The sequence below is a fragment of the Curvibacter sp. AEP1-3 genome, assembly GCF_002163715.1.
In the GTDB taxonomy this organism is placed as follows: domain Bacteria; phylum Pseudomonadota; class Gammaproteobacteria; order Burkholderiales; family Burkholderiaceae_C; genus Allorhodoferax.
In genome coordinates, this window is record NZ_CP015698.1 from 3,487,236 (window position 1) to 3,506,492 (window position 19,257).

Genomic DNA, 19,257 nt, shown 5'->3' on the forward strand with positions numbered 1-19,257 from the left:
TACCCCATTCAAAAGCCGCTCGATGAGCGGCTTTTTCGTTTCCGGCTATTTCGCAGTGACCGGCACGATAGGGATCATCGGCATGCGAGTGTCCACCACAAAGTAGCTGGGACATTGGTAGCGCGCTATGTCGTGGCTGTGCAGCGGGAAGGACCCGCAATTCGAAACCTTACGCAAAGGCGAGTGGTAAATGCCACACTGAAAGCGCTGTGGCCCGGCGGGTTCCAGAAACATGCATTGGTGGTCCATGCAGCAGTTGCCGCACTGAATGCACTCGCCCTCGATGTGCTCCGGCACCTGGCGCTCGCGTCCGGCCACGTCTTGAAAGTAATGCAAAGCGGGGCCGGCTTGCATGGCCCGGATATGGCGGTGCGCGTTGCGCATGGTGCCCCGGTAGTCCCGCAGGTAGCGCTTGCGCCAGAACACCAGGCTGGCCAGGGCCGGTGCAATTGGAATGCTGACGTACGCACAGCCTATCAGTGCTTTGGCGGCCCATCGTGCCATGTGATGTCGCAAAGTCGCCCCCCTTGTCTTGGATGCCGGATGCTAGGCAAGCTTTGCGGCAAAACCGTGACATGGCCTTTTCACATCCGGTGTCACCGTGCCTTCACATGCAAACGGCAGCATGCGCAGCTTCAACTTTTGCTGAACCATGCACGCCACATCCCGAACTATGCCCAGTGCCTTCTATGTGCTGCTTGCGGTGCAGTTCGTTTCTACCCTGGCGGATAACGCGTTCCTTATCGTCGCGATTGCCCGAGTAATGGAGCTGGCCGAGGCGGATTGGCGCATCCCCCTTCTGAAAATCGGCTTCACCTTGTTTTATGTGTTGCTGGCCCCTCTGGTGGGGCCGGTGGCTGACGCCTTCCCCAAAGGGCGGGTCATGGTGCTGTCGAATGCCCTCAAGGTGGTGGCTATGGTGTTGCTGCTTCACGGGGTGGATCCGCTCTTGGCCATCGTGGTGGCGGGCTGGGGCGCTGCGCTGTATGCCCCTGCCAAATACGGCTTGATGACCGAGTTGCTGCCGTCCAGTGAGCTGGTGCGGGCCAATGGTTTCTTTGAAGGCGCCACGGTATGCGCCGTGATTTTCGGGACCGTGCTGGGCGGTGTATTGATCAGTCCGCTGTTGCCGGTGTTGCAAGGGCCACTGTTGTGGAGCTGGCAGGGGGCTACTGGCACCACCCTCTTGGCGGGCATGCTGGTGTTGCTGGCTTTGAATAGCGTGGCCATGCTGGTGTGCTTTGTCATTCCTGACAGTGGTGCGCGGTATGACCCGTATTCGATTCACCCACGTGCCCTTGCGGTTCGTTTCTGGCGTGAAAACATTCTTTTGTGGCGGGATGCTGTGGGCGGTATGTCCATGTCGGTGACCACCTTGCTGTGGGGGGTCGGGGCGACCTTGCAATTGGTGGTGCTGCGTTGGGCGAATGAGGCCCTGGGTTTGCCACTGGACAAGGCGGCTTACTTGCAGGGTGTCACTGCACTGGGTGTCGTGGCCGGGGCCATAGCCGCCAGCCGCTATGTGGCACTGGACCGGGCAGTACGCCTCTTGCCTTTGGGATTGCTGTTGGGGCTGGTCATCCCGCTCATGCTGTGGGTCCAATCCATTCCCATGGCCGCCATGTTGATGGTGGTGGTCGGTGCGATGGCCGGTTTCTTTGTGGTGCCCATGAATGCCCTATTGCAGCACCGTGGCTACACCTTGTTGACGGCAGGTCGCTCCATCGCGGTCCAGGGTTTCAATGAAAACGCGGGCATGCTGGTCATGCTGGCGGTCTATGCAGGCGCCACCGCGCTGCATTTGCAGCTCAGCACATTGGTATTGGGGTTCGGTGCTTTGGTGACGGTGGGCATGGTGCTGGTGTGCGTTGCCTATCGCGGGCAGTGGATGCCGGCGCGACTGGCTTGATAGACGTCAAACTGTCAAAAAAGCATCATCAAGCTGTTATGTGGGGTGCCTAGTCTCGGGCTTGTGAAAACCTCCGACGACCTCCTCATCGAGTCCTTCGCTCCGCAGCTCTCCAGTTTGCGGATTGCCGTCGTGACAGAAACCTTTCCACCCGAAGTCAATGGCGTGGCCATGACGCTGGGGTGGCTCGTCAACGGCATGCTGCAAAAGGGGCATTCGGTCCAAGTGGTGCGACCGCGCCAATCGCGCGAGCAGGCCACCTTGCAGCACGAGGGGCTGGATGAAGTGCTCTCCAAAGGCGTGCCTTTGCCGGCGTACGGCGAGCTGCGGTTCGGCATGCCCTCCAAAAACCGCTTGCTCAAGCTGTGGGGTGAGCGCCGGCCCGACATCGTGCACGTGGTCACCGAAGGGCCGCTGGGTTGGTCTGCGGTAGCGGCGGCCCGCAAGTTGCAGCTGCCGATCACCAGCTCGTTCCACACCAATTTTCAGAGCTATTCGCAGCACTATGGCATTGGCCTCTTGAAGACGCCGATCGAGTCTTACCTGCGCAAGCTGCACAACCGCACCCAAGCCACCATGGTGCCCACCCGCAGCCTGGTGCAGGACCTGAGCGCACGCGGCTACGAAAACGTGACGCTGCTGTCGCGCGGCGTTGCGCTGGAGCAGTTCGGCCCGCAACACCGGTCTGATGTGCTGCGCCGCCAATGGGGCGTGCAGGGCGATGAGCCCGTCATTTTGTTGGTGGGGCGCCTCGCCAAGGAAAAAAACGTGGGACTGGTGGTGGCCGCGTTCCGCGCCATCAAAGCGCGCGTGCCGGATGTAAAGCTGGTGTTTGTGGGCGATGGTCCTCTGCGCAAGGCGCTGACCGAGGCGTGCCCGGAAGCCTACTTTGCCGGTGTGCAAAAAGGCGGCGACCTCGCGGCGCACTATGCCTCGGCCGACCTGTTTTTGTTCCCCAGCATGACAGAGACCTACGGCAACGTGGTGCCAGAAGCATTGGCCAGTGGGCTGGCGGTGGTGTCGTACGACTGTGCCGCAGCGCTGGAACTGATTGAAAGCGGTGACAACGGGGTGCTGGTGCCTACAGGCGACGACGTGTCTTTCGTCAATGCCGCAGTGCAACTGGCGGTGGACCCTGAACGCATCGCGCGTTTCCGCGCGGCGGCTGCCAAGGCCGTGGCCGACCGCAGCTGGGATGCGGTGGCCGATACGTTTTTGCACACCTTGCGCTCGGTACTGGAGCGCCACGGCCGGCCGTTTGCTTCCGTCCCCACGAGCAGGGCGAACGCCTCAGGATTGCCAGCGAAGGAGCGGCTGGCCCATTCGCACGCGCGACCCTTGCTCTAGGCCCGCATCGAGCACAAAGCCTTTGGGCGCCAGCACGATCACGGTGGAGCCATGCTGAAACCAGCCCATTTCCTGCCCGCGCTCGAAGCTCGCGTTACAGGCAATCTTTTTGGGGCCGGTGTATTTCAGGTGAAACAACACATCCAGAAAGTGCAGCCGGATGCTGGCTACCAGCACTGCAGCCACCGGAACCAACGCCACCCGTTGTCCCTGCAATGGGCCGGGTCCATTCAGCCGGGTGCCGATGAAGGCGCGCTCGTTTTTGCAGAACAGTTTTTCCACCCGCTTGAGGGCAATCGGGTTCACGTTCCAGGTGTCGCCCGAGAAGTAGCGCACTTCGTCCACGGTGCAGTCGTGGGGTGCGTGGAAGCGGTGGTACATGCTGGATGTCAGTCGCAAGGTCACAAACCTACCGTCACGCCATTCGCTGACGTCGGCGTCCGGGCCCAGCAGGTCTTCCAGGGTGTACGGAAAGCCTTTGGCCTGGAACACGCGGGTGCCTTCGATAGGGCCGCTCGCGCCAATGATGGCGTCGACCGGGCTGGTCATGGCATCCACATCTTGCGACACGGGACGGGCGCCGTCTTTGAGTTCGCGGGTGAAGCAGTCATGCATGCTGGAAAAGCGCTGCTTTTTGGCTTCGCTCAAGTCCAGGTCGCTAAAGAACTTCCAGATGCCGATAGAGGCATCACGCACCAGCGGCTGCTCGATCTTGCTGAACCACCCCAGAAAGCGGGTGAGCGCCTGGCGCGGAATGCGGTTGGTCAGCAGGAAGTTCAGGTCTTCCTGGCTGAGGATTTTTTGAATCTGTGCACGTAGTTGCATGGTGATTGTTGATAGTGAAGTTGGATTGAAAGGTGAATGTCGTGAATGAATCTCTAGAACTGCAAACCCTGCTGCTGGCCGGCGTGGGAACGGCGGCGGCCATAGCGGCTTTGCGCAAATTGAAGGCGCGCGCCGAGCTCTCGCTGGCCAAGCACCGCTCGCTGGCAGGCCATCCGCGTAATGCGCGTTTGCTGGCTTCTTTGCTGCCCAACTACAGCTACGACGAGCAGCAGGTTTTCGCCGTAGACGGTGCGCCAGTCGATGTGGTGGCACGCCGCAAGGCGGCATTTGTCGCGCTGGTGCAAGGCATTGCACAGCGTTACCCCAAGACCCTGGAGGCGGGCGCTTCGGTGATCGATGGCTTGTCGGACATGCAGTTCGTCAGTGCCTACCGCGTGCCCTACCAGTTCAAGTCCATGGTCAAGCAGGGCTTGAAAATCGGTTCCTTTTTGCAGTCGTCTTCCGGCGTCACCGTGACCGATCTGGACGGCAATGTGTTCATCGACCTGACCGGCTCGTATGGCGTGAACCTGATGGGCAATGACTTTTACAAAGAGTGCATTGACGAAGGCGCTGCCATCGCGCGCGACCTGGGTCCGGTGCTGGGCGCATACCACCCGGTCATGGTGGACAACGTGCAGCGCCTGCGCAAAGCCTCGGGCATGGACGAGATGTCTTTCCACATGTCCGGCACCGAGGCAGTGATGCAAGCCGTGCGCCTGGCCCGCTACCACACCGGCCGCAAGAAGCTGGTGCGGTTTTGCGGTTCTTACCATGGCTGGTGGGGCGATGTGCAGCCCGGTATCGGCAACCCGATGACGGCCAAAGACACCTTCACCTTGTCTGAAATGGGCGAGGGCACTCTGCGCGTGCTGCGCAAGCGCCGTGACATTGCCTGCATCTTGATCAACCCCTTGCAGGCCCTGCACCCCAACATGCCGGCGCCCAGCGACGGCTCCTTGCTGGACGGTTCGCGCAAAGCCGGATTCGACAAAGCGGCCTACACAGAATGGCTCAAAACCCTGCGCACGATTTGCGATGAGCGCGGTATTGCGCTCATCTTTGACGAGGTGTTTGTCGGCTTCCGCCTGGCGCCCGGTGGCGCTCAGGAATACTTCGGCGTGCGTGCTGATATGGTGACCTATGGCAAGACACTGGGCGGCGGGCTGCCCATCGGCGTGTTGTGCGGCAAGCGCGAATGGATGCGCCGCTTCCGCGATGAAGCACCAGCAGATATCTGCTTTGCCCGCGGCACGTTCAATTCGCACCCCTATGTGATGGGCGCCATGAATGCCTTTATGCGCAGGCTCGAAACACCCGAGGTACAAGCGCTCTACACCGATCTGGACGGTGTCTGGAACCGCCGAGCATCGCAGCTCAACCATGCCATGGAGGTAGCGGGTCTGCCGGCACGCGTGGCCAACCTGTCGACCATCTGGACCGTGACCTACACGCAGCCCGGCTGCTACCACTGGTTGTTTCAGCACTATTTGCGTTTGCAAGGGCTGGCCTTGAGCTGGGTGGGAACCGGTCGCATGATCTTCAGCCTGAATTTCAGCGATGCGGACTTTGAGGAGGTAACCCGCCGGTTTGTGGCGGCGGGTCAGGCGATGCAGCAGGATGGTTGGTGGTGGACCGATAGCGCCCAGACGCACAAGGTCATCAAGCGCCGCATCCTGCGGGAGATGCTGGCCGCCAAGTTCTGAGCCTCAGAGGGCCGGAACCTGGCGACGGGTTCCGGTCAGGTAGGTGCGTGATCCATATTGCCGCGGGGTTCGATAAGTTCGCCGCGCATCAGGGCCAGAGGTGCCTTGTAGTAAAGCTTGATGTCGTGGAAGGGGTCGGTGATGATTTTGGTCATCCACACCAGACCGGACATCACGTCCTTGATGAAGAAGAGGTGCACGGTGCGGAAAATCAGGCCACCCACGCCAACGAACAGCCAGAGTTCGCCGGTGTGGCGCATGAAAGCTTCCATGCCGCTGGATGGCTCGAAGTAGCCGAACAGGGTGGGGTCGATCCAGAGTGCAACCGGTGCCGCGGCCCAGATGGCCATGAGCACTACTTTGCGCTGCAGGTTGTAGCCGACCTTGATCTCTTCTTTGTATTCGTGGGTGGCCTTGTTGACATGGTCATATCCCAATGGCTCAAAGAAAAAATGCCCTGCCTGGCGGGATGTCATGGACACCAGCCATGCGACCAGAGCCGCGATGGCCGGGTCTTTGAATAGCAGCGCATAAGCGACCAGAAAGCTGATCGCGCTCAACAAGTGCAGGGACTGGTTGATGCGGCTGTGGTGGTAATAGCGGTGGTCATCCCAGCGCTGGATCTTGAGTTGTGTGAGAAAGTCTTGCATACACGAAGTCTCCAGGAAACGGAAATTTCATGCTACCCAGACTTGATGGCAGAGCCGTGACAAGACCTGTGACGGTTTGGTGAAAACGCAGACCTAGTCTTTGGTGGCGTGGCGTTGCACGCAGGCGATGTAGGCATCGCCATCCGGTGGTCGCCCGGCGCGCTGGCTTTCCCACAGCATGGTGCCAAGGCACTCCATGGCTTCGTGGTGTGCCTGGTGCAAAGAGTTCCGCTTGTGGGTCAACAGCTCTACCGCCTGCCGTATGCCCCGGGGCTGGTCGATGCTGCACTGTTCGCTGATGGACAGGTGCATGCTCAGGTGCAGGAATGGGTTGGTACGCCCCTCCGTCGCCTCGTACATGGTCGACAAGGCCCGATCGACATCCGCAAAGTCCGCCTGGTATTCAGGATGCTCGTCCATCCACTGGGCTGCTATGGTTTCAATAGCTTCCATCGCCTGTCCAGCGCGGGACTTGGCGTAAACGGAGCAGAAAAATCGACGTACGTCTTCTTGGGATGGATTGAACATGGCCAGAGGTTAGCACGGGCTTTACTGCCCGCTCCAGTCGGGGCCCCTGCGCTTTTCCCGTTCGGCACGTTCCTGGGCCATTTGCTCTTCCAGCTGCTGACGGCCTTGTTTAACAGCTGCAATCAGCTTGGTGCGGTCCTTGAAATGGGGGCGCATCTTCTCGAACAGTTTCAGGTTGTGTTGGCGAAAGCGCATGGTGCTCTGGCGGGCAATATGGGCGGGTTGGCCCAGCACCTCTAGCACGCTGCGGGCACTGCGCAGGCTGGACTCAAACAACTCACGTTCGACCAACGTGACTTCCCGTTCGCGCAGCTGGTTCCAGTGGGTCACATCGCGGGCGCGGGCCACGATGGGCAGGGTGGGAAAGTGTTCACGCGCCAGATCGACAATGGCCAGGGACTGCTCCACATCGTCTACCGCCACCACCAGTACACGCGCGGTCCCTGCGCCGGCCGTGCGTAGCAGGTCCAGGCGGGTGGCATCACCAAAGAACACCCGGTAGCCGAAGCTGCGGGCGGCTTCGACCATGTCGGCATCGTGGTCCAGCACCGTGGCGGGAATGCCCTCGGCGAGCAAGACGCGGCCCACAATCTGCCCGTATCGCCCATATCCGGCAATGATGACCGGCGCGCTTTGGGGCTCTGCAATTTCTTCCAGCGCCGGCCCCTTGCGCCCGGCAAAGCGGGGCAGTACCCACCGGTCCACCGCGACCAGCACCAGAGGGCTCAGCAGCATGGAGACGGCCACGGCGCCTATGAGTAGTGAGGCCGTTGGCGCAGAAAACACATTAGCCCCGGCCGCGGCCTGAAACACCACAAAGGCAAATTCCCCGCCCTGCGCCAGCAGCAAGGTGAACACTGGGCGCTCCGGCCCCGGCAGTTGGATATGGCGGGCCAGCCCGTAAATCACCACGGACTTCACCACCAGAAAACCCACCACCACCAGCGCCATGGTGCCCGGGGAGGCCAGGAGCACGCCAAAGTCGATGCTCATGCCCACCGCAATAAAGAAGAGGCCCAGCAGCAATCCTTTGAAGGGCTCGATATCGGTTTCCAGTTCCCGGCGGTACTCACTTTCGGCCAGCAGCACGCCGGCCAGAAAAGCGCCTAGCGCCATGCTCAGGCCCACCAACAACATGAGCGCCGAGATGCCCACCACCAACAAGAGCGCTGCCGCAGTAAAGATCTCGGGGGTGCGTGACCGGGCGATCCAACGGAACAGGGGGCGCAACAGCAGGCGGCCGCCGAGCACAATACCGGCAATAACCGCTATGATTTTAATAGCTGCTTGCGCATATTCCATGGGCGCCAAGCCTTCATTTGATCCTGAACTGGCGCCCAGCAAGGGCAGCAAAGCGAGGATGGGGATGGCGGCCACATCTTGAAACAGCAGGATGGAAAAAGCGGCCTGCCCACTTTGGGTCGGCATCAGATTACGTTCACCCATCACCTGCAGCGCGATGGCGGTGCTGGATAGCGCCAACCCCAGCGCCCCCACCAGGCTCAGGCGCCAGCCCACACCGCAGGCCATGGCTACCAGCATCAGCAAGGCCGTGCAACCCAGCACCTGCAGGGCGCCCCAGCCGAAGATGGAGCGACGCAGACTCCATAGCCGCCGCGGCTCCAGCTCCAGGCCCACCAGAAACAGCATCAGCACCACGCCGAACTCGGCAAAGTGAAGAATGTCTTCCACGTTGTTGACGAGTCCCGCGCCCCAGGGGCCGATGGCAATACCCGCGGCCAGGTAGCCAATGATGGCGCCCAGCCCGACTGCTTTGGACAGGGGAACGGCAATCACCGCTGCACTCAAGTAAATCAGGCTGTTGATCAGCCAGGCCGGTGCGTGCTCCATGTCACAGGTCTCCTTGCAAGGGCGCTGAGCCGGCAGGCCGGTCCGCATCCGGCACATCGCATGTTGCAGTGCTTTCCAGTTCCGCTAACTCCGGCCATTCGGGGTAGCTGCGCAGCCGCTCTGCGAAGGTAGCGACGTGGCTTTCTACGTCGGCTTGCGGCGCGCTATGTGCACCATGGAGCACCATGGGCGGCAGAAAACGCATGCCGCACAAAGCAGCCGTTTGCTCGTAGGGGGGCAGGAAAGCGTCGAAGAAATAGCGGTTGTAACCCTGTGGGTGGTAAGAAGCCTCAGGGCCGCCAGTGCTGGCGACCAGCCACAAGTCTTTGCCTTGCAGCGCTTTGGCGCCATGGCCATAGGCCCAGCCGTAGCTCAGCACTTCATCCAGCCAGAGTTTGAGTAGTGCAGGCATGGAGTACCACTGCACCGGATGCACCAGTACGACCAGACGGGCCGCGGCGAGTTTTTCCTGTTCAGCCTGCACATCGATGGCATAGTCGGCGTAGCTCTCATACAGGTCACACAGCGCCACACCTTCGGCAGAGGCAGCGGCATGGCGGAGTTGGCGGTTGACGTGGGAGTTCCGCCAGTTGGGGTGGGCGGCAACGACGTAGATGGGGTGAGATTGGCTTTCAGTGACCATGGCCGTAACATAGCGCAGTTCATGGAGTGGAGGAGCTGTCTATGCCCGTGGTTGTTGTTGCTAACCCCAAGGGGGGCGTCGGAAAGTCCACAATGTCGACCCAAATTGCCGGTTACTTTGCCTCCATGGGGCATGCCGTCATGCTGGGCGACGCGGATCGCCAGCAATCTTCCAGGCTGTGGCTGGGGCTTCGCCCGCCGGCAGCCAAGCCCATCACGGGGTGGGAGTTGAATGAGGAGGGCATTGCCAAGCCGCCCAAGGGCACCAGCCACGTGGTGCTCGACACCCCGGCCGGCCTGCACGGCAAGCGCCTTAAGGAAATACTGAAAATTGCCACCCATGTGGTGGTGCCTTTGCAGCCCAGTGTGTTTGATATCTTTGCAACCAAGCCTTTCCTGGATGAGCTGGCCGCCAGTTCGCGGGCGGGCAATTTCAAGGTGGGCATTGTCGGCATGCGCGTGGATGAGCGGACGCTGGCTTCTGATCAGCTGCAGCACTTTGTCGACGGGTTGGACCTGCCGGTGCTGGGTTTTGTGCGCGATACCCAAAACTACATCCAGGCCATTGCACGGGGGCTGACCATTTTTGATGTCGCGCCCGGCAAGGTCGAGCGGGATTTGCAGCAGTGGCAAGCCATTTGCCAGTGGCTGGATGCGTAATTGCCCGTCACCTGTCACCGTGGCAACAAGGGAGCAGGTGTCGGCTGGCTAGAGTGGCGGCATGAAAACATTCAACACCTTGGCGGAGTTGTCCGCCCACGTCGGTACCACCGTAGCGGTGAGCGAATGGCTGACCATCAGCCAGGAGCAAATCAACCAATTCGCGCAGGCAACCGGTGACCACCAGTGGATCCACGTGGATCCGGAGCGCGCGGCCCAAGGCCCCTTCGGCACACCGATTGCCCATGGTTTTCTCACCCTGTCGCTGATTCCCCGGTTTATGGAAACCAGCATGCAGGTGCTCAATGTGCGGATAGGATTGAATTACGGCCTGAACAAAGTCCGCTTCATTTCGCCGGTGCCGGTCAATAGCCGTTTGCGCGCGCATCTCAAGTTGCTGGAGGTGCTGCCGGTCGACAACGGTGGCGTACAGCAGGCTTGGGAAGTCACCATTGAGCGAGAGGGAGTCGCCAAACCTGCGTGTGTGGCTGAAGCCCTAGTGCGGCAATACCCCTGAATAAGGGCGATTTGACGCTCTTCAGGCGCCGAAGCCGTTCTGCCGCCAGGCTTCAAATACCGTTACGGCGACTGCGTTGGAGAGGTTCAGGCTGCGCTGATCCGGCCGCATGGGCAGGCGCAGGCTGCGTTCCTGGCTGAAGGACATACGTACGAAATCAGAAATGCCTTTGGTTTCCGAGCCGAATACCAGCCAATCCCCGGGCTGAAACGCCACCTCAAACGGGCTGCGGGTTCCGCGGGTCGTAAGAGTGAACAAGCGGTCAGGCGCCGGACGTTCTGCGTCCAGAAAATGCTGCCAACTGGCGTGGCGCTTGAGCTGGGCGTACTCGTGGTAATCCAGCCCGGCGCGGCGCATGTGCTTGTCGTCCATGGAGAAACCCAGAGGCTCCACCAGATGCAAACGACAGCCGGTGTTAGCCGCCAGGCGGATCACGTTGCCCGTATTGGGAGGGATTTCGGGCTCAACCAAAACAATATGAAACATGCCGTCATTGTCTACGCAGTAGCGGCATCCACGCCGGTGCGGGCGAAGACCAGCGCAGTGATGTGCGCTGCGCCTGCGTGCCGCAGGGTTGTCGCCGCTGCACTCATGGAAGCACCGCTGGTCATCACGTCATCCAGCAGTACGATGCGCTTATCCGACACAGCGCCCTGAAGTAGGGGTTCCATGGCAAAAGCATGTCGCACATTGTCTTGGCGGTCTTTGCGGTCCAGTGCACTTTGTGCGGGCGTGTTGATAACGCGAAGAAGCACTTGCTCCAGTGTTTTGTCAGGGCTGAGGTGACGCGCCAGCAAGGCGGATTGGTTAAAGCCTCTTTGCAGCAGGCGTTCTCTGGCCAGCGGCATGGGGATGACAAAGTCTGCCGCTTCCAGCGCCGGTTCTACCCAAGGCGCGCTGCGCATGAGTGCGGCGAAATGGCCCGCCCAAGCGGGGTTCTCCTGAAACTTGAAGTGAGCGATCAGCCGGTCCCACGGGTAGGCATAGTCCACTGCAGCCAGGGCGCTGTCCCATGGCGGTGGCGCGTGGGTGCACGCGCGACATTGGCGGAGGGTGTCCGGAAGGGCCAGTGCGCATGTCGGGCAACGGTGGACCGGTTGACCAAATGCCTGTATGCAATCCTCGCAAACGGCTTGCGCGGGCCACGCATGACAGACGGCGCAGGTGCTGGGCACTGCGCGGCTTAACCCTCGAGCCCATGCGCTGAACATCCGCCCAATATACTCGCCCAGCTTTGCTTTTCCCCGGCCCATGACCACCCACAAGCCTCCTACCATCGATCCCGTTGCCGCTGCCCGCTGGGCTTGCGTGCCTGCCACGCAGTCGCCCTGGTTGCACGAGGAGGTTGCACGGCGCATGGAAGACCGCCTGCAATGGATCGTGCAAAAACCGTCCGCATGGCTGGATTGGACGCCCGCCAGGGGCGGCCTGGAAGCGCATGCGTTGGTCCAGAAGCGTTACCCGCAAGCCAAGGCATTTGTTCATGAGGAATCGCCTTCGGGCTTAGCCGTGAGCCGCGATGCCTTGTCACTCGCATGGTGGAGTCCTGCACGCTGGGGGGGCGGGGCTGTTCAGTTCGGGCTGCCCACCGAACCGGTGCAGATGCTGTGGGCCAATATGGCTTTACACATGGCCGCAGACCCCCAAGCACTGATAAATCGGTGGCACCAGGCTTTGGCAGTAGATGGCTTCGCCATGTTTTCCTGCCTCGGACCGGACACTTTGCGTGAAATTCGGGACGTTTACGCTGATGCAGGTTGGCAACAACCTCACCACCAGTTCACGGATATGCATGATTGGGGTGACATGCTGGTGCATGCCGGCTTTGCCGAGCCCGTCATGGACATGGAGCGGATAACACTGAGTTACTCCACGGCTGAGAAGTTGCTGGACGAATTGCGCGGTTTGGGGCGTAATCTGCATGTCGCGCGATTCCCCGGTATGCGCGCCAGATCTTGGAAGCGGAATCTGCTTGAACGGATCAGCAATCGCTTGGGTGCCCGTTCCACGGACGGCCGGCTAAGTCTGACCTTCGAGGTGGTCTATGGGCATGCCTTCAAGCCCAAGCCCAAAGTCAAGCTCCAACCGGAAACTAGGGTTTCTCTGGATGACATGCGCGCCGTCTTGAAGAAGTAGGCAAAACCCCCACAGTTTCACTCAGCCGATGCCCGAGGCTGATGCCGGTCAAGTCCGTTACTGTCATACAATGATAGGAAAAGAGGTGACGGCATTTCCCCCCTCCAATCTTGACCAAGCCTGTGCACGGCCGGTCAATTTCGGGTGACACGCATGACGAATTTGGTTTTTCGCTTTGCGACGGTACAAGGGCAGCATGTTCATTGGCTTCTAAGGCGAAACTGTTCTGTAACGCCCCTGCAGCTGGTATGGACTTACATATCGCTTTGTGCGGTGTCTATCGGAATCGGACTTTTTTTCTGGTTTCAAGGCGCTACGCTGGTGATCCCTTTTGCATCACTTGAGCTGATTGCGGTGGGGCTGGCGTTCCTGGTTTACGCGCGACATTCAACTGATGGCGAGCACATTTCCTTGCAGGAAAACCGGCTGGTTGTGGAGTTGGAATGCGCTGGGCGCTTGGAGCGTGCGGAATTTCAAAGGGGCTGGGTGAGGGTGGAGCCTCGGGCGGATGACTCATCGTTGATTGAGTTATCCGAGCGGGGGAAATCCATCCGGGTCGGGCGATATATCAGGCCAGAGTTGCGTCCGCAGCTGGCCAAGGAAATACGTTCGGCACTGCGAGCTGTCTAAGGGCGGCGCGTGAACCCGGTGCGTTGGATTATTTTGGGGCATCAAAAAGTGAGCGAGATGAAGAACACAACGAAAAAACTGGCGTCTATGCTGTGGGCGGCTGGTGCTTTTGCCGGCACTTCCCTGTTGACGCAAGCGCATGCTGTGAATGATCTGCCGGGCGGACCGGCGGTCAATCAGTTGAATCTGGCCCCTGCGGTCACCAAGATCGCACAAGAGCAGCAGTGGCTGCATTGGTTCATGCTGATTGTGTGCTCAGTGATTTTTGTGGCGGTTTTCTCCGTCATGTTTTATTCCATATGGAAGCACCGCAAATCAGTCGGGTACAAACCGGCGACTTTCCACGAATCAGTTACCGTGGAAGTGATCTGGACCATCGTCCCCTTTGTCATCGTGATCCTGATGGCACTTCCCGCCACCAAGGTGGTGGTGGCTATGAAAGACACGACCAACGCAGACCTGACCATCAAGGCCACAGGCATGCAGTGGAAGTGGGGCTATGACTACATCAAGGGTGAAGGCGAAGGGATTGGTTTCGTTTCCACACTGGACAGCGATCAGCGCGCCATGTCGGATGCCGGCGGACCCAAGAAGGGCGAGTCTGTAGATAACTACCTGTTGAAGGTTGACAACCCTCTGGTGGTTCCTGTGGACAAAAAGGTCCGCATCATCACGACAGCCAACGATGTAATCCATGCGTTTATGGTTCCTGCATTCGGTATCAAGCAAGATGCGATCCCGGGCTTTGTCCGTGACACGTGGTTCCGTGCCGAGAAGGTTGGCGACTATTACGGTCAGTGCGCAGAGTTGTGCGGCAAAGAACACGCATATATGCCTATCCATGTGAAGGTGCTGTCTGCGGAAGACTATTCCAAGTGGGTTGCCGGCGAGCAGAAGAAGCTGGCTGCCAAAGCAGATGATCCGACCAAGGTGTGGACTCTGGAAGACATCTCCAAGCGCGGCGAGAAGGTGTATGCCCAGAATTGCGCGGCTTGCCATCAAGCCAACGGCAAGGGTGCAGGTCCAATCAAGCCATTGGACGGTTCGGCTGTCGTGTTGGATGCTGACAAAACCAAGCAGATTGCAGTTTTGTTGAATGGACAGAATAACGGTGCAATGCCTGCTTGGAAGGCGTTGAGTGATACTGATATCGCAGCTGTTATCAGCTATACCAAGAACAACTGGTCCAACAAGACCGGCCAATTGGTGCAGCCCGCTGAAGTGCTGGCATTGCGCAAGTAATGCACCTCAGGCAGAACCTAGAAAATTAAAAAGGACCTCACCATGAGCGCCGTACTCGACCATCACGATCACGCCCACGACGATCACCACCACGCCCCTACCGGCTGGCAGCGCTGGGTGTTTGCGACCAACCACAAGGACATTGGTACTCTGTACCTCTTGTTCAGCTTCACGATGCTGATCATCGGAGGCATCTTGGCGCTGCTGATTCGCGCCGAATTGTTTCAGCCCGGTTTGCAGCTGGTAAATCCTGAACTGTTCAACTCGCTGACCACCATGCACGGACTGATCATGGTGTTCGGTGCCATCATGCCTGGCTTTGTGGGGTTTGCGAACTGGATGATCCCGCTGCAAATCGGCGCATCCGACATGGCATTTGCCCGCATGAATAACTTCAGCTTCTGGCTGATGATTCCTGCTGCCTTGATGTTGGTGTCTTCCTTCTTCATGCCCGGCGGCGCACCCGCAGCGGGCTGGACTTTGTATGCGCCTCTGACCCTGCAAATGGGCCCCTCGATGGATGCCGGCATTTTTGCAATGCACATCCTGGGCGCGTCGTCCATCATGGGATCGATCAACATCATCGTGACCATCTTGAACATGCGCGCTCCCGGCATGACCTTGATGAAGATGCCGATGTTCTGCTGGACATGGTTGATTACTGCTTATTTGCTGATAGCTGTGATGCCCGTGTTGGCAGGCGCTATCACCATGACGCTGACAGACCGTCATTTCGGTACCAGCTTCTTCAACCCCGCAGGTGGCGGTGACCCCGTCATGTACCAGCACATCTTCTGGTTCTTCGGTCACCCTGAGGTATACATCATGATCTTGCCGGCTTTCGGCATCATCAGCCAGATTGTTCCGGCCTTTGCACGCAAGAAGCTGTTCGGGTATGCCTCCATGGTGTACGCCACTTCTTCGATCGCCATTCTGTCGTTCATCGTGTGGGCTCACCACATGTTCACTACCGGCATGCCTGTCACCGGTCAGCTGTTCTTCATGTACGCCACGATGCTGATTGCCGTTCCGACAGCTGTAAAGATCTTCAACTGGATCGCTACCATGTGGCAGGGTTCCATGACCTTTGAAACCCCTATGTTGTTTGCGGTGGGCTTCATTTTTGTGTTCACCATGGGTGGCTTTACCGGCTTGATTCTGGCCATGGCGCCTATCGACATCCAGCTGCAAGACACCTACTACGTGGTGGCTCACTTTCACTACGTGTTGGTTGCCGGCTCCTTGTATGCCATGTTTGCAGGGTTCTACTACTGGGCACCCAAGTGGACTGGTGTGATGATTCCTGAGTGGAAGGGCCGTGTGCACTTCTGGTGGTCTTTGATCGCCTTCAACGTGACCTTCTTCCCTATGCACTTCCTGGGTCTTGCAGGTATGCCACGCCGTTATGCTGACTACCCCATGCAATTCGCTGACTTCAATGCGATTGCTACGGTTGGTGCATTTGCATTCGGTTTGGCTCAGGTTTACTTCTTCTTCGGTGTTGTCTTGCCTGCCATGTTGGGTAAAGGCGAGAAAGCCAGCCAGAAGCCTTGGGAAGCTGCAGAAGGTTTGGAGTGGGAAGTCCCCTCTCCAGCCCCTTTCCATACTTTTGAAAATCCACCCAAGTTGGACGCTACTGCGACCAAGGTGATCGGTTAATGGCCAACGCAGATCAGAAAAAGGCTAATGTGCGCTTGGGGCTGATTCTGGCCTCGATCGCAATGGTCTTTTTTATCGGCTTTATGGCCAAAATGATTTTTCTGGGCAAGTAAGGCATGGCCAATCTCAGTGCAAACCGCCGGATGTTGGGCAAGCTCGCCGTGATTACGGTGGGTATGTTCGCATTCGGTTATGCACTGGTCCCCTTGTACAAGACTATTTGTGAGATGACCGGTATCAACATACTGGCGTTAGGGGAACAGGTCTTGTCCGGCAAGAAGGCAACGCCTGCCAATTCACAAGTAGACACCAGCCGCACCATCACTGTGGAGTTCGATGCGAACTCCCGTGGGCCTTGGGAATTTAAGCCGGCAAAGCGTTCTTTGACCGTTCACCCTGGTGAAATGACCACGGTCGTGTATGAGTTTCAGAACGTGCAGAACCGTAGGATGTCCGCGCAAGCCATCCCCAGTTACGCACCCATGCAGGCCTCAGCGCACTTCAACAAGTTGGAGTGCTTTTGTTTCAATCAATACACCTTGGAGCCCGGAGAGAAAAAGTCTTGGCCTGTGGTATTCGTGATTGACCCGAAACTGTCTAAGGATGTATCGACCATCACCCTCTCCTATACCTTTTTTGAGGTGGGTGGCAAGACGCCTGCTGCACCGGTTGCAGTCGTCAGGCCAGTGATCTCTGAAAGTGCAGGCTCTTGATGGCGGTGGGTGACGTGCAAAAAAAGTCTTCCTTTTTGCATAGTGTCAAATTGGTAGCGTGGTCGTTTATTGGTATTCGCAGTAACAAAGGTTATCGGGATGACCTGGCCAAGGTGAATCCCTTGCATGTCGTTCTGGTGGGCATTGTCGGTGCATTGCTGCTGGTCGTGGGCTTGATCAGTCTTGCAAAATGGGTGGTCGGCTCTTAAAGAGCGGGTCGCGCATCACAAATTTGGATTTGAGAAGAAATGGAGCAGAAATGAGTTCAACAACACACGGCGGAACGCCTTACTACTTTGTGCCCGGACCTTCGCGTCATCCGGTCATGGCTGCCGCAGGTCTGTTTTTCGTCATTCTCGGTGCCGGCCAATGGATCAACGGCTCTGCTTGGGGCAAATACTCCTTGCTGCTTGGCATGGTGTGGTGGTTGTTCGTTCTTTATCAGTGGTTCCGTGATGCGGTCACTGAAAGTGAAGGCGGTCAGTATGGCCGCAAGATCGATATCTCCTACCGTTGGAGCATGAGCTGGTTCATCTTTTCAGAGGTGATGTTCTTCGGTGCATTCTTTACTGCACTTTGGTGGGCACGCTCGCACTCTGTACCAGCACTCGGCAGCTTGGAAAACTCGCTGCTATGGCCTGACTTCAAGGCGGTATGGCCCAGCTTGGCTGCCGGTGTGACTGCTTCTCCTGCCGGGATCGTCGAGCCCTTCACCACCATGGGTCCCTTCTGGCTGCCCACCATCAACACAGCGTTGTTGTTGACCTCTGGCGTGACATTGACGATCGCACACCATGCGTTGATTGATGGCAATCGCTCCAAGACTATTGCCTTCATGTGGGCGACAGTCCTGCTGGGTATCACCTTCTTGTTTGTGCAGGGCTACGAGTACTACCATGCGTACACGGCCTACAACTTGAAGCTGAACTCCGGTGTGTTCGGTTCTACCTTCTTCATGTTGACGGGTTTCCACGGTTTCCACGTGTTTGTAGGCATGTTGATGCTGTTGTTCATCACCTTGCGCCTGCAAAAGGGTCATTTCACGCCTGAGCGTCACTTCGGTTTCGAAGGTGCAGCGTGGTACTGGCACTTCGTGGACGTTGTTTGGTTGGGTCTGTACGTTTTGGTGTACTGGATGTAACCCTTGCCGGCATGAAAAAAGGGCACCTTCGGGTGCCCTTTTTGCTGCAGCGTATTCAATGCCCCTCAGGGATGCCGGTCGGGTGGATGTAGCCTAACTTCCAAGCCAGCAATATGCACAGAAACAAGAAGATCGAAACTCCAACGCGCGTCCCCAATGCCCTTGCCATATTCCGGGACTTGGCGGTTTGTGAAGAGCCTCCGCGTAACATGAAATAGAGGGCTGCTGTCAGGCTGCCCAGAATGGCTACGAAAGCGATGATTACGAGATACGTCATGTGGAGAATTATTACGTGAACCGCCGAATGCGATGGTTGCTGATTGCGATAACCGCATGTCTTGCTACGGCGCTCACTTTGTCTTTGGGCTTCTGGCAACTCCGACGTGCTGCTCAGAAGGAGGCTTTGGCAGCCCAGATGGAGGCGGGGGAGTCAGGCCCATCGATCACGAGGTCCACCATCATCGCAAGCATGGCGACTGAGCAGTTTCTCCATCAAACAGTCCGCTTGCGGGGGCAGTGGGTTGTCGACAAGACGATTTACCTCGACAACCGGCAGATGCAGGCTAAGGTCGGTTTTTATGTACTAACGCCTCTGCGTGTTGAAGGGTCTGATGCGATCATCATGGTGCAACGCGGCTGGGCACCTCGTAACTTTGTAGAACGTGATCGCGTGCCAGAGGTACAAACCACAGCTGGGCCAGTCGAAATAACTGGGCGAATCGCCTTGCCACCTTCCAAGCTTTATGAGCCCGGTGCGGCATCGACCGGCCTGATCCGGCAAAATCTCGACTTGCAGTTGTTCCGCCAGGAGACTGGGCTTTCACTGAGAACAGATCTGTCTGTTGTGCAAATTGGTGCAGCATCCGAAGGGTTGCTTCGGGAATGGCCGGCGATCAATCTCGGTGTCGAAAAACACTATGGTTACGCCGTGCAATGGTTTGCACTGACAGCGCTGATCGTGGGTTTGTTTGTCTGGTTTCAATTGCGACCGCTTTTCGTATCTTCCAAGGATTCTTCTACCCATGTCTAGCGCTCCAGTCCCCGACGATCGCCCCCTTGGTTTGACCGTTCATTCATTGCCAGAGCCTTCCGGCCAACTTC

The 19,257-nt window shown here is 58.3% G+C and carries 23 protein-coding genes; 14 read left to right on the plus strand and 9 right to left on the minus strand.

The window, feature by feature from the left end:
- Positions 1-45 precede the first annotated feature (45 nt).
- The gene (locus AEP_RS16350; protein ID WP_087496371.1) at positions 46-504 is read right to left on the minus strand and encodes a hypothetical protein; all 459 of its coding nucleotides are present in this window, start codon (positions 502-504) and stop codon (positions 46-48) included.
- A 148-nt stretch (positions 505-652) separates the two neighbouring features.
- Between AEP_RS16350 and lplT the strand changes: the two genes are divergently transcribed.
- Complete coding sequence (gene lplT / locus AEP_RS16355) at positions 653-1,909, plus strand: lysophospholipid transporter LplT (RefSeq protein ID WP_087496372.1); 1,257 nt, start codon at positions 653-655, stop codon at positions 1,907-1,909.
- A 63-nt stretch (positions 1,910-1,972) separates the two neighbouring features.
- Positions 1,973-3,256 (plus strand): glycosyltransferase family 4 protein, encoded by a 1,284-nt coding sequence (locus AEP_RS16360; RefSeq protein WP_087496373.1) that lies wholly within the window; start codon positions 1,973-1,975, stop codon positions 3,254-3,256.
- Here AEP_RS16360 and asd read toward each other — a convergent pair.
- Complete coding sequence (asd, locus tag AEP_RS16365; protein WP_087496374.1) at positions 3,200-4,081, minus strand: archaetidylserine decarboxylase; 882 nt, start codon at positions 4,079-4,081, stop codon at positions 3,200-3,202. The two genes, AEP_RS16360 and asd, sit on opposite strands and share 57 nt — an antisense overlap.
- 41 nt (positions 4,082-4,122) lie before the next feature.
- Here asd and AEP_RS16370 point away from each other — a divergent pair, with 41 nt between their 5' ends.
- Positions 4,123-5,787, plus strand: a complete 1,665-nt coding sequence (locus AEP_RS16370; RefSeq protein ID WP_087496375.1) for an aminotransferase class III-fold pyridoxal phosphate-dependent enzyme — start codon at positions 4,123-4,125, stop codon at positions 5,785-5,787.
- Between the two features lie 35 nt (positions 5,788-5,822).
- Here the strand turns inward: AEP_RS16370 and AEP_RS16375 are convergent, their stop codons facing one another.
- The 4 genes from AEP_RS16375 to kefF form a co-directional block, all read right to left on the minus strand.
- Positions 5,823-6,437, minus strand: a complete 615-nt coding sequence (locus AEP_RS16375; RefSeq protein ID WP_087496376.1) for a hypothetical protein — start codon at positions 6,435-6,437, stop codon at positions 5,823-5,825.
- 93 nt (positions 6,438-6,530) lie between these two features.
- The gene (locus AEP_RS16380) at positions 6,531-6,965 is read right to left on the minus strand and encodes a DUF1841 family protein (protein WP_087496377.1); all 435 of its coding nucleotides are present in this window, start codon (positions 6,963-6,965) and stop codon (positions 6,531-6,533) included.
- 21 nt (positions 6,966-6,986) lie between these two features.
- Complete coding sequence (kefC, locus tag AEP_RS16385; RefSeq protein ID WP_087496378.1) at positions 6,987-8,816, minus strand: glutathione-regulated potassium-efflux system protein KefC; 1,830 nt, start codon at positions 8,814-8,816, stop codon at positions 6,987-6,989.
- Between the two features lies 1 nt (position 8,817).
- A complete protein-coding gene (gene kefF / locus AEP_RS16390) occupies positions 8,818-9,459 on the minus strand; it encodes a glutathione-regulated potassium-efflux system oxidoreductase KefF (RefSeq protein ID WP_087496379.1) in 642 nt (213 codons plus the stop codon).
- A gap of 41 nt (positions 9,460-9,500) precedes the next feature.
- On the opposite strand from kefF, the gene AEP_RS16395 reads away from it, so the two are divergent.
- Together AEP_RS16395 and AEP_RS16400 are read left to right on the plus strand one after the other, a co-directional pair.
- Positions 9,501-10,118, plus strand: a complete 618-nt coding sequence (locus AEP_RS16395; RefSeq protein WP_087496380.1) for a ParA family protein — start codon at positions 9,501-9,503, stop codon at positions 10,116-10,118.
- Between the two features lie 61 nt (positions 10,119-10,179).
- A complete protein-coding gene (locus AEP_RS16400) occupies positions 10,180-10,635 on the plus strand; it encodes a MaoC family dehydratase (protein ID WP_087496381.1) in 456 nt (151 codons plus the stop codon).
- 21 nt (positions 10,636-10,656) lie between these two features.
- Here AEP_RS16400 and trmL read toward each other — a convergent pair whose 3' ends face one another.
- Positions 10,657-11,121, minus strand: a complete 465-nt coding sequence (gene trmL / locus AEP_RS16405) for a tRNA (uridine(34)/cytosine(34)/5-carboxymethylaminomethyluridine(34)-2'-O)-methyltransferase TrmL (RefSeq protein WP_087496382.1) — start codon at positions 11,119-11,121, stop codon at positions 10,657-10,659.
- 11 nt (positions 11,122-11,132) lie between these two features.
- Positions 11,133-11,627 carry a ComF family protein gene (locus tag AEP_RS16410; protein WP_335583054.1) on the minus strand — a complete coding sequence of 165 codons (495 nt, stop codon included), beginning with the start codon at positions 11,625-11,627 and terminating at the stop codon, positions 11,133-11,135.
- 259 nt (positions 11,628-11,886) lie between these two features.
- Between AEP_RS16410 and AEP_RS16415 the strand changes: the two genes are divergently transcribed.
- The 8 genes from AEP_RS16415 (at position 11,887) to AEP_RS16445 (ending at position 18,156) form a co-directional block, all read left to right on the plus strand.
- Positions 11,887-12,771 carry a biotin synthase gene (locus tag AEP_RS16415; protein WP_087496383.1) on the plus strand — a complete coding sequence of 295 codons (885 nt, stop codon included), beginning with the start codon at positions 11,887-11,889 and terminating at the stop codon, positions 12,769-12,771.
- 153 nt (positions 12,772-12,924) lie between these two features.
- Positions 12,925-13,401 carry a DUF2244 domain-containing protein gene (locus AEP_RS16420; RefSeq protein ID WP_087496384.1) on the plus strand — a complete coding sequence of 159 codons (477 nt, stop codon included), beginning with the start codon at positions 12,925-12,927 and terminating at the stop codon, positions 13,399-13,401.
- A 57-nt stretch (positions 13,402-13,458) separates the two neighbouring features.
- Positions 13,459-14,643 carry a cytochrome c oxidase subunit II gene (coxB, locus tag AEP_RS16425; RefSeq protein WP_087496385.1) on the plus strand — a complete coding sequence of 395 codons (1,185 nt, stop codon included), beginning with the start codon at positions 13,459-13,461 and terminating at the stop codon, positions 14,641-14,643.
- Between the two features lie 42 nt (positions 14,644-14,685).
- On the plus strand, positions 14,686-16,302 hold the full coding sequence (gene ctaD, locus AEP_RS16430) for a cytochrome c oxidase subunit I (RefSeq protein WP_087496386.1): 1,617 nt from the start codon (positions 14,686-14,688) through the stop codon (positions 16,300-16,302).
- Positions 16,302-16,415 (plus strand): cytochrome oxidase small assembly protein, encoded by a 114-nt coding sequence (locus AEP_RS21140; protein ID WP_232459850.1) that lies wholly within the window; start codon positions 16,302-16,304, stop codon positions 16,413-16,415. Before ctaD ends, AEP_RS21140 begins: the two co-directional genes overlap by 1 nt.
- Positions 16,416-16,418: 3 nt before the next feature.
- A complete protein-coding gene (locus AEP_RS16435) occupies positions 16,419-17,015 on the plus strand; it encodes a cytochrome c oxidase assembly protein (RefSeq protein WP_087496387.1) in 597 nt (198 codons plus the stop codon).
- The gene (locus AEP_RS16440) at positions 17,015-17,224 is read left to right on the plus strand and encodes a DUF2970 domain-containing protein (RefSeq protein WP_087496388.1); all 210 of its coding nucleotides are present in this window, start codon (positions 17,015-17,017) and stop codon (positions 17,222-17,224) included. The genes AEP_RS16435 and AEP_RS16440 overlap by 1 nt, the downstream gene beginning before the upstream one ends.
- A 50-nt stretch (positions 17,225-17,274) precedes the next feature.
- Complete coding sequence (locus AEP_RS16445; RefSeq protein ID WP_087496389.1) at positions 17,275-18,156, plus strand: cytochrome c oxidase subunit 3; 882 nt, start codon at positions 17,275-17,277, stop codon at positions 18,154-18,156.
- Between the two features lie 55 nt (positions 18,157-18,211).
- Here AEP_RS16445 and AEP_RS16450 read toward each other — a convergent pair whose 3' ends face one another.
- Positions 18,212-18,433, minus strand: a complete 222-nt coding sequence (locus tag AEP_RS16450; RefSeq protein ID WP_087496390.1) for a twin transmembrane helix small protein — start codon at positions 18,431-18,433, stop codon at positions 18,212-18,214.
- Positions 18,434-18,448: 15 nt separating this feature from the next.
- Here AEP_RS16450 and AEP_RS16455 point away from each other — a divergent pair, with 15 nt between their 5' ends.
- Positions 18,449-19,186 carry an SURF1 family protein gene (locus tag AEP_RS16455; protein WP_232459851.1) on the plus strand — a complete coding sequence of 246 codons (738 nt, stop codon included), beginning with the start codon at positions 18,449-18,451 and terminating at the stop codon, positions 19,184-19,186.
- The last annotated feature ends 71 nt before the right edge of the window (positions 19,187-19,257 follow it).

What these genes read in the sequence shown, in the direction of transcription:
- AEP_RS16350 (WP_087496371.1), bottom strand. Translation starts at nt 504, where the DNA reads ATGGCACGATGGGCCGCCAAAGCACTGATAGGCTGTGCGTACGTCAGC.
- lplT (WP_087496372.1), top strand. Translation starts at nt 653, where the DNA reads ATGCACGCCACATCCCGAACTATGCCCAGTGCCTTCTATGTGCTGCTT.
- asd (WP_087496374.1), bottom strand. Translation starts at nt 4,081, where the DNA reads ATGCAACTACGTGCACAGATTCAAAAAATCCTCAGCCAGGAAGACCTG.
- AEP_RS16375 (WP_087496376.1), bottom strand. Translation starts at nt 6,437, where the DNA reads ATGCAAGACTTTCTCACACAACTCAAGATCCAGCGCTGGGATGACCAC.
- AEP_RS16380 (WP_087496377.1), bottom strand. Translation starts at nt 6,965, where the DNA reads ATGTTCAATCCATCCCAAGAAGACGTACGTCGATTTTTCTGCTCCGTT.
- kefC (WP_087496378.1), bottom strand. Translation starts at nt 8,816, where the DNA reads ATGGAGCACGCACCGGCCTGGCTGATCAACAGCCTGATTTACTTGAGT.
- kefF (WP_087496379.1), bottom strand. Translation starts at nt 9,459, where the DNA reads ATGGTCACTGAAAGCCAATCTCACCCCATCTACGTCGTTGCCGCCCAC.
- AEP_RS16395 (WP_087496380.1), top strand. Translation starts at nt 9,501, where the DNA reads ATGCCCGTGGTTGTTGTTGCTAACCCCAAGGGGGGCGTCGGAAAGTCC.
- AEP_RS16400 (WP_087496381.1), top strand. Translation starts at nt 10,180, where the DNA reads ATGAAAACATTCAACACCTTGGCGGAGTTGTCCGCCCACGTCGGTACC.
- trmL (WP_087496382.1), bottom strand. Translation starts at nt 11,121, where the DNA reads ATGTTTCATATTGTTTTGGTTGAGCCCGAAATCCCTCCCAATACGGGC.
- AEP_RS16415 (WP_087496383.1), top strand. Translation starts at nt 11,887, where the DNA reads ATGACCACCCACAAGCCTCCTACCATCGATCCCGTTGCCGCTGCCCGC.
- AEP_RS16420 (WP_087496384.1), top strand. Translation starts at nt 12,925, where the DNA reads ATGACGAATTTGGTTTTTCGCTTTGCGACGGTACAAGGGCAGCATGTT.
- coxB (WP_087496385.1), top strand. Translation starts at nt 13,459, where the DNA reads ATGAAGAACACAACGAAAAAACTGGCGTCTATGCTGTGGGCGGCTGGT.
- ctaD (WP_087496386.1), top strand. Translation starts at nt 14,686, where the DNA reads ATGAGCGCCGTACTCGACCATCACGATCACGCCCACGACGATCACCAC.
- AEP_RS21140 (WP_232459850.1), top strand. Translation starts at nt 16,302, where the DNA reads ATGGCCAACGCAGATCAGAAAAAGGCTAATGTGCGCTTGGGGCTGATT.
- AEP_RS16435 (WP_087496387.1), top strand. Translation starts at nt 16,419, where the DNA reads ATGGCCAATCTCAGTGCAAACCGCCGGATGTTGGGCAAGCTCGCCGTG.
- AEP_RS16440 (WP_087496388.1), top strand. Translation starts at nt 17,015, where the DNA reads ATGGCGGTGGGTGACGTGCAAAAAAAGTCTTCCTTTTTGCATAGTGTC.
- AEP_RS16445 (WP_087496389.1), top strand. Translation starts at nt 17,275, where the DNA reads ATGAGTTCAACAACACACGGCGGAACGCCTTACTACTTTGTGCCCGGA.
- AEP_RS16450 (WP_087496390.1), bottom strand. Translation starts at nt 18,433, where the DNA reads ATGACGTATCTCGTAATCATCGCTTTCGTAGCCATTCTGGGCAGCCTG.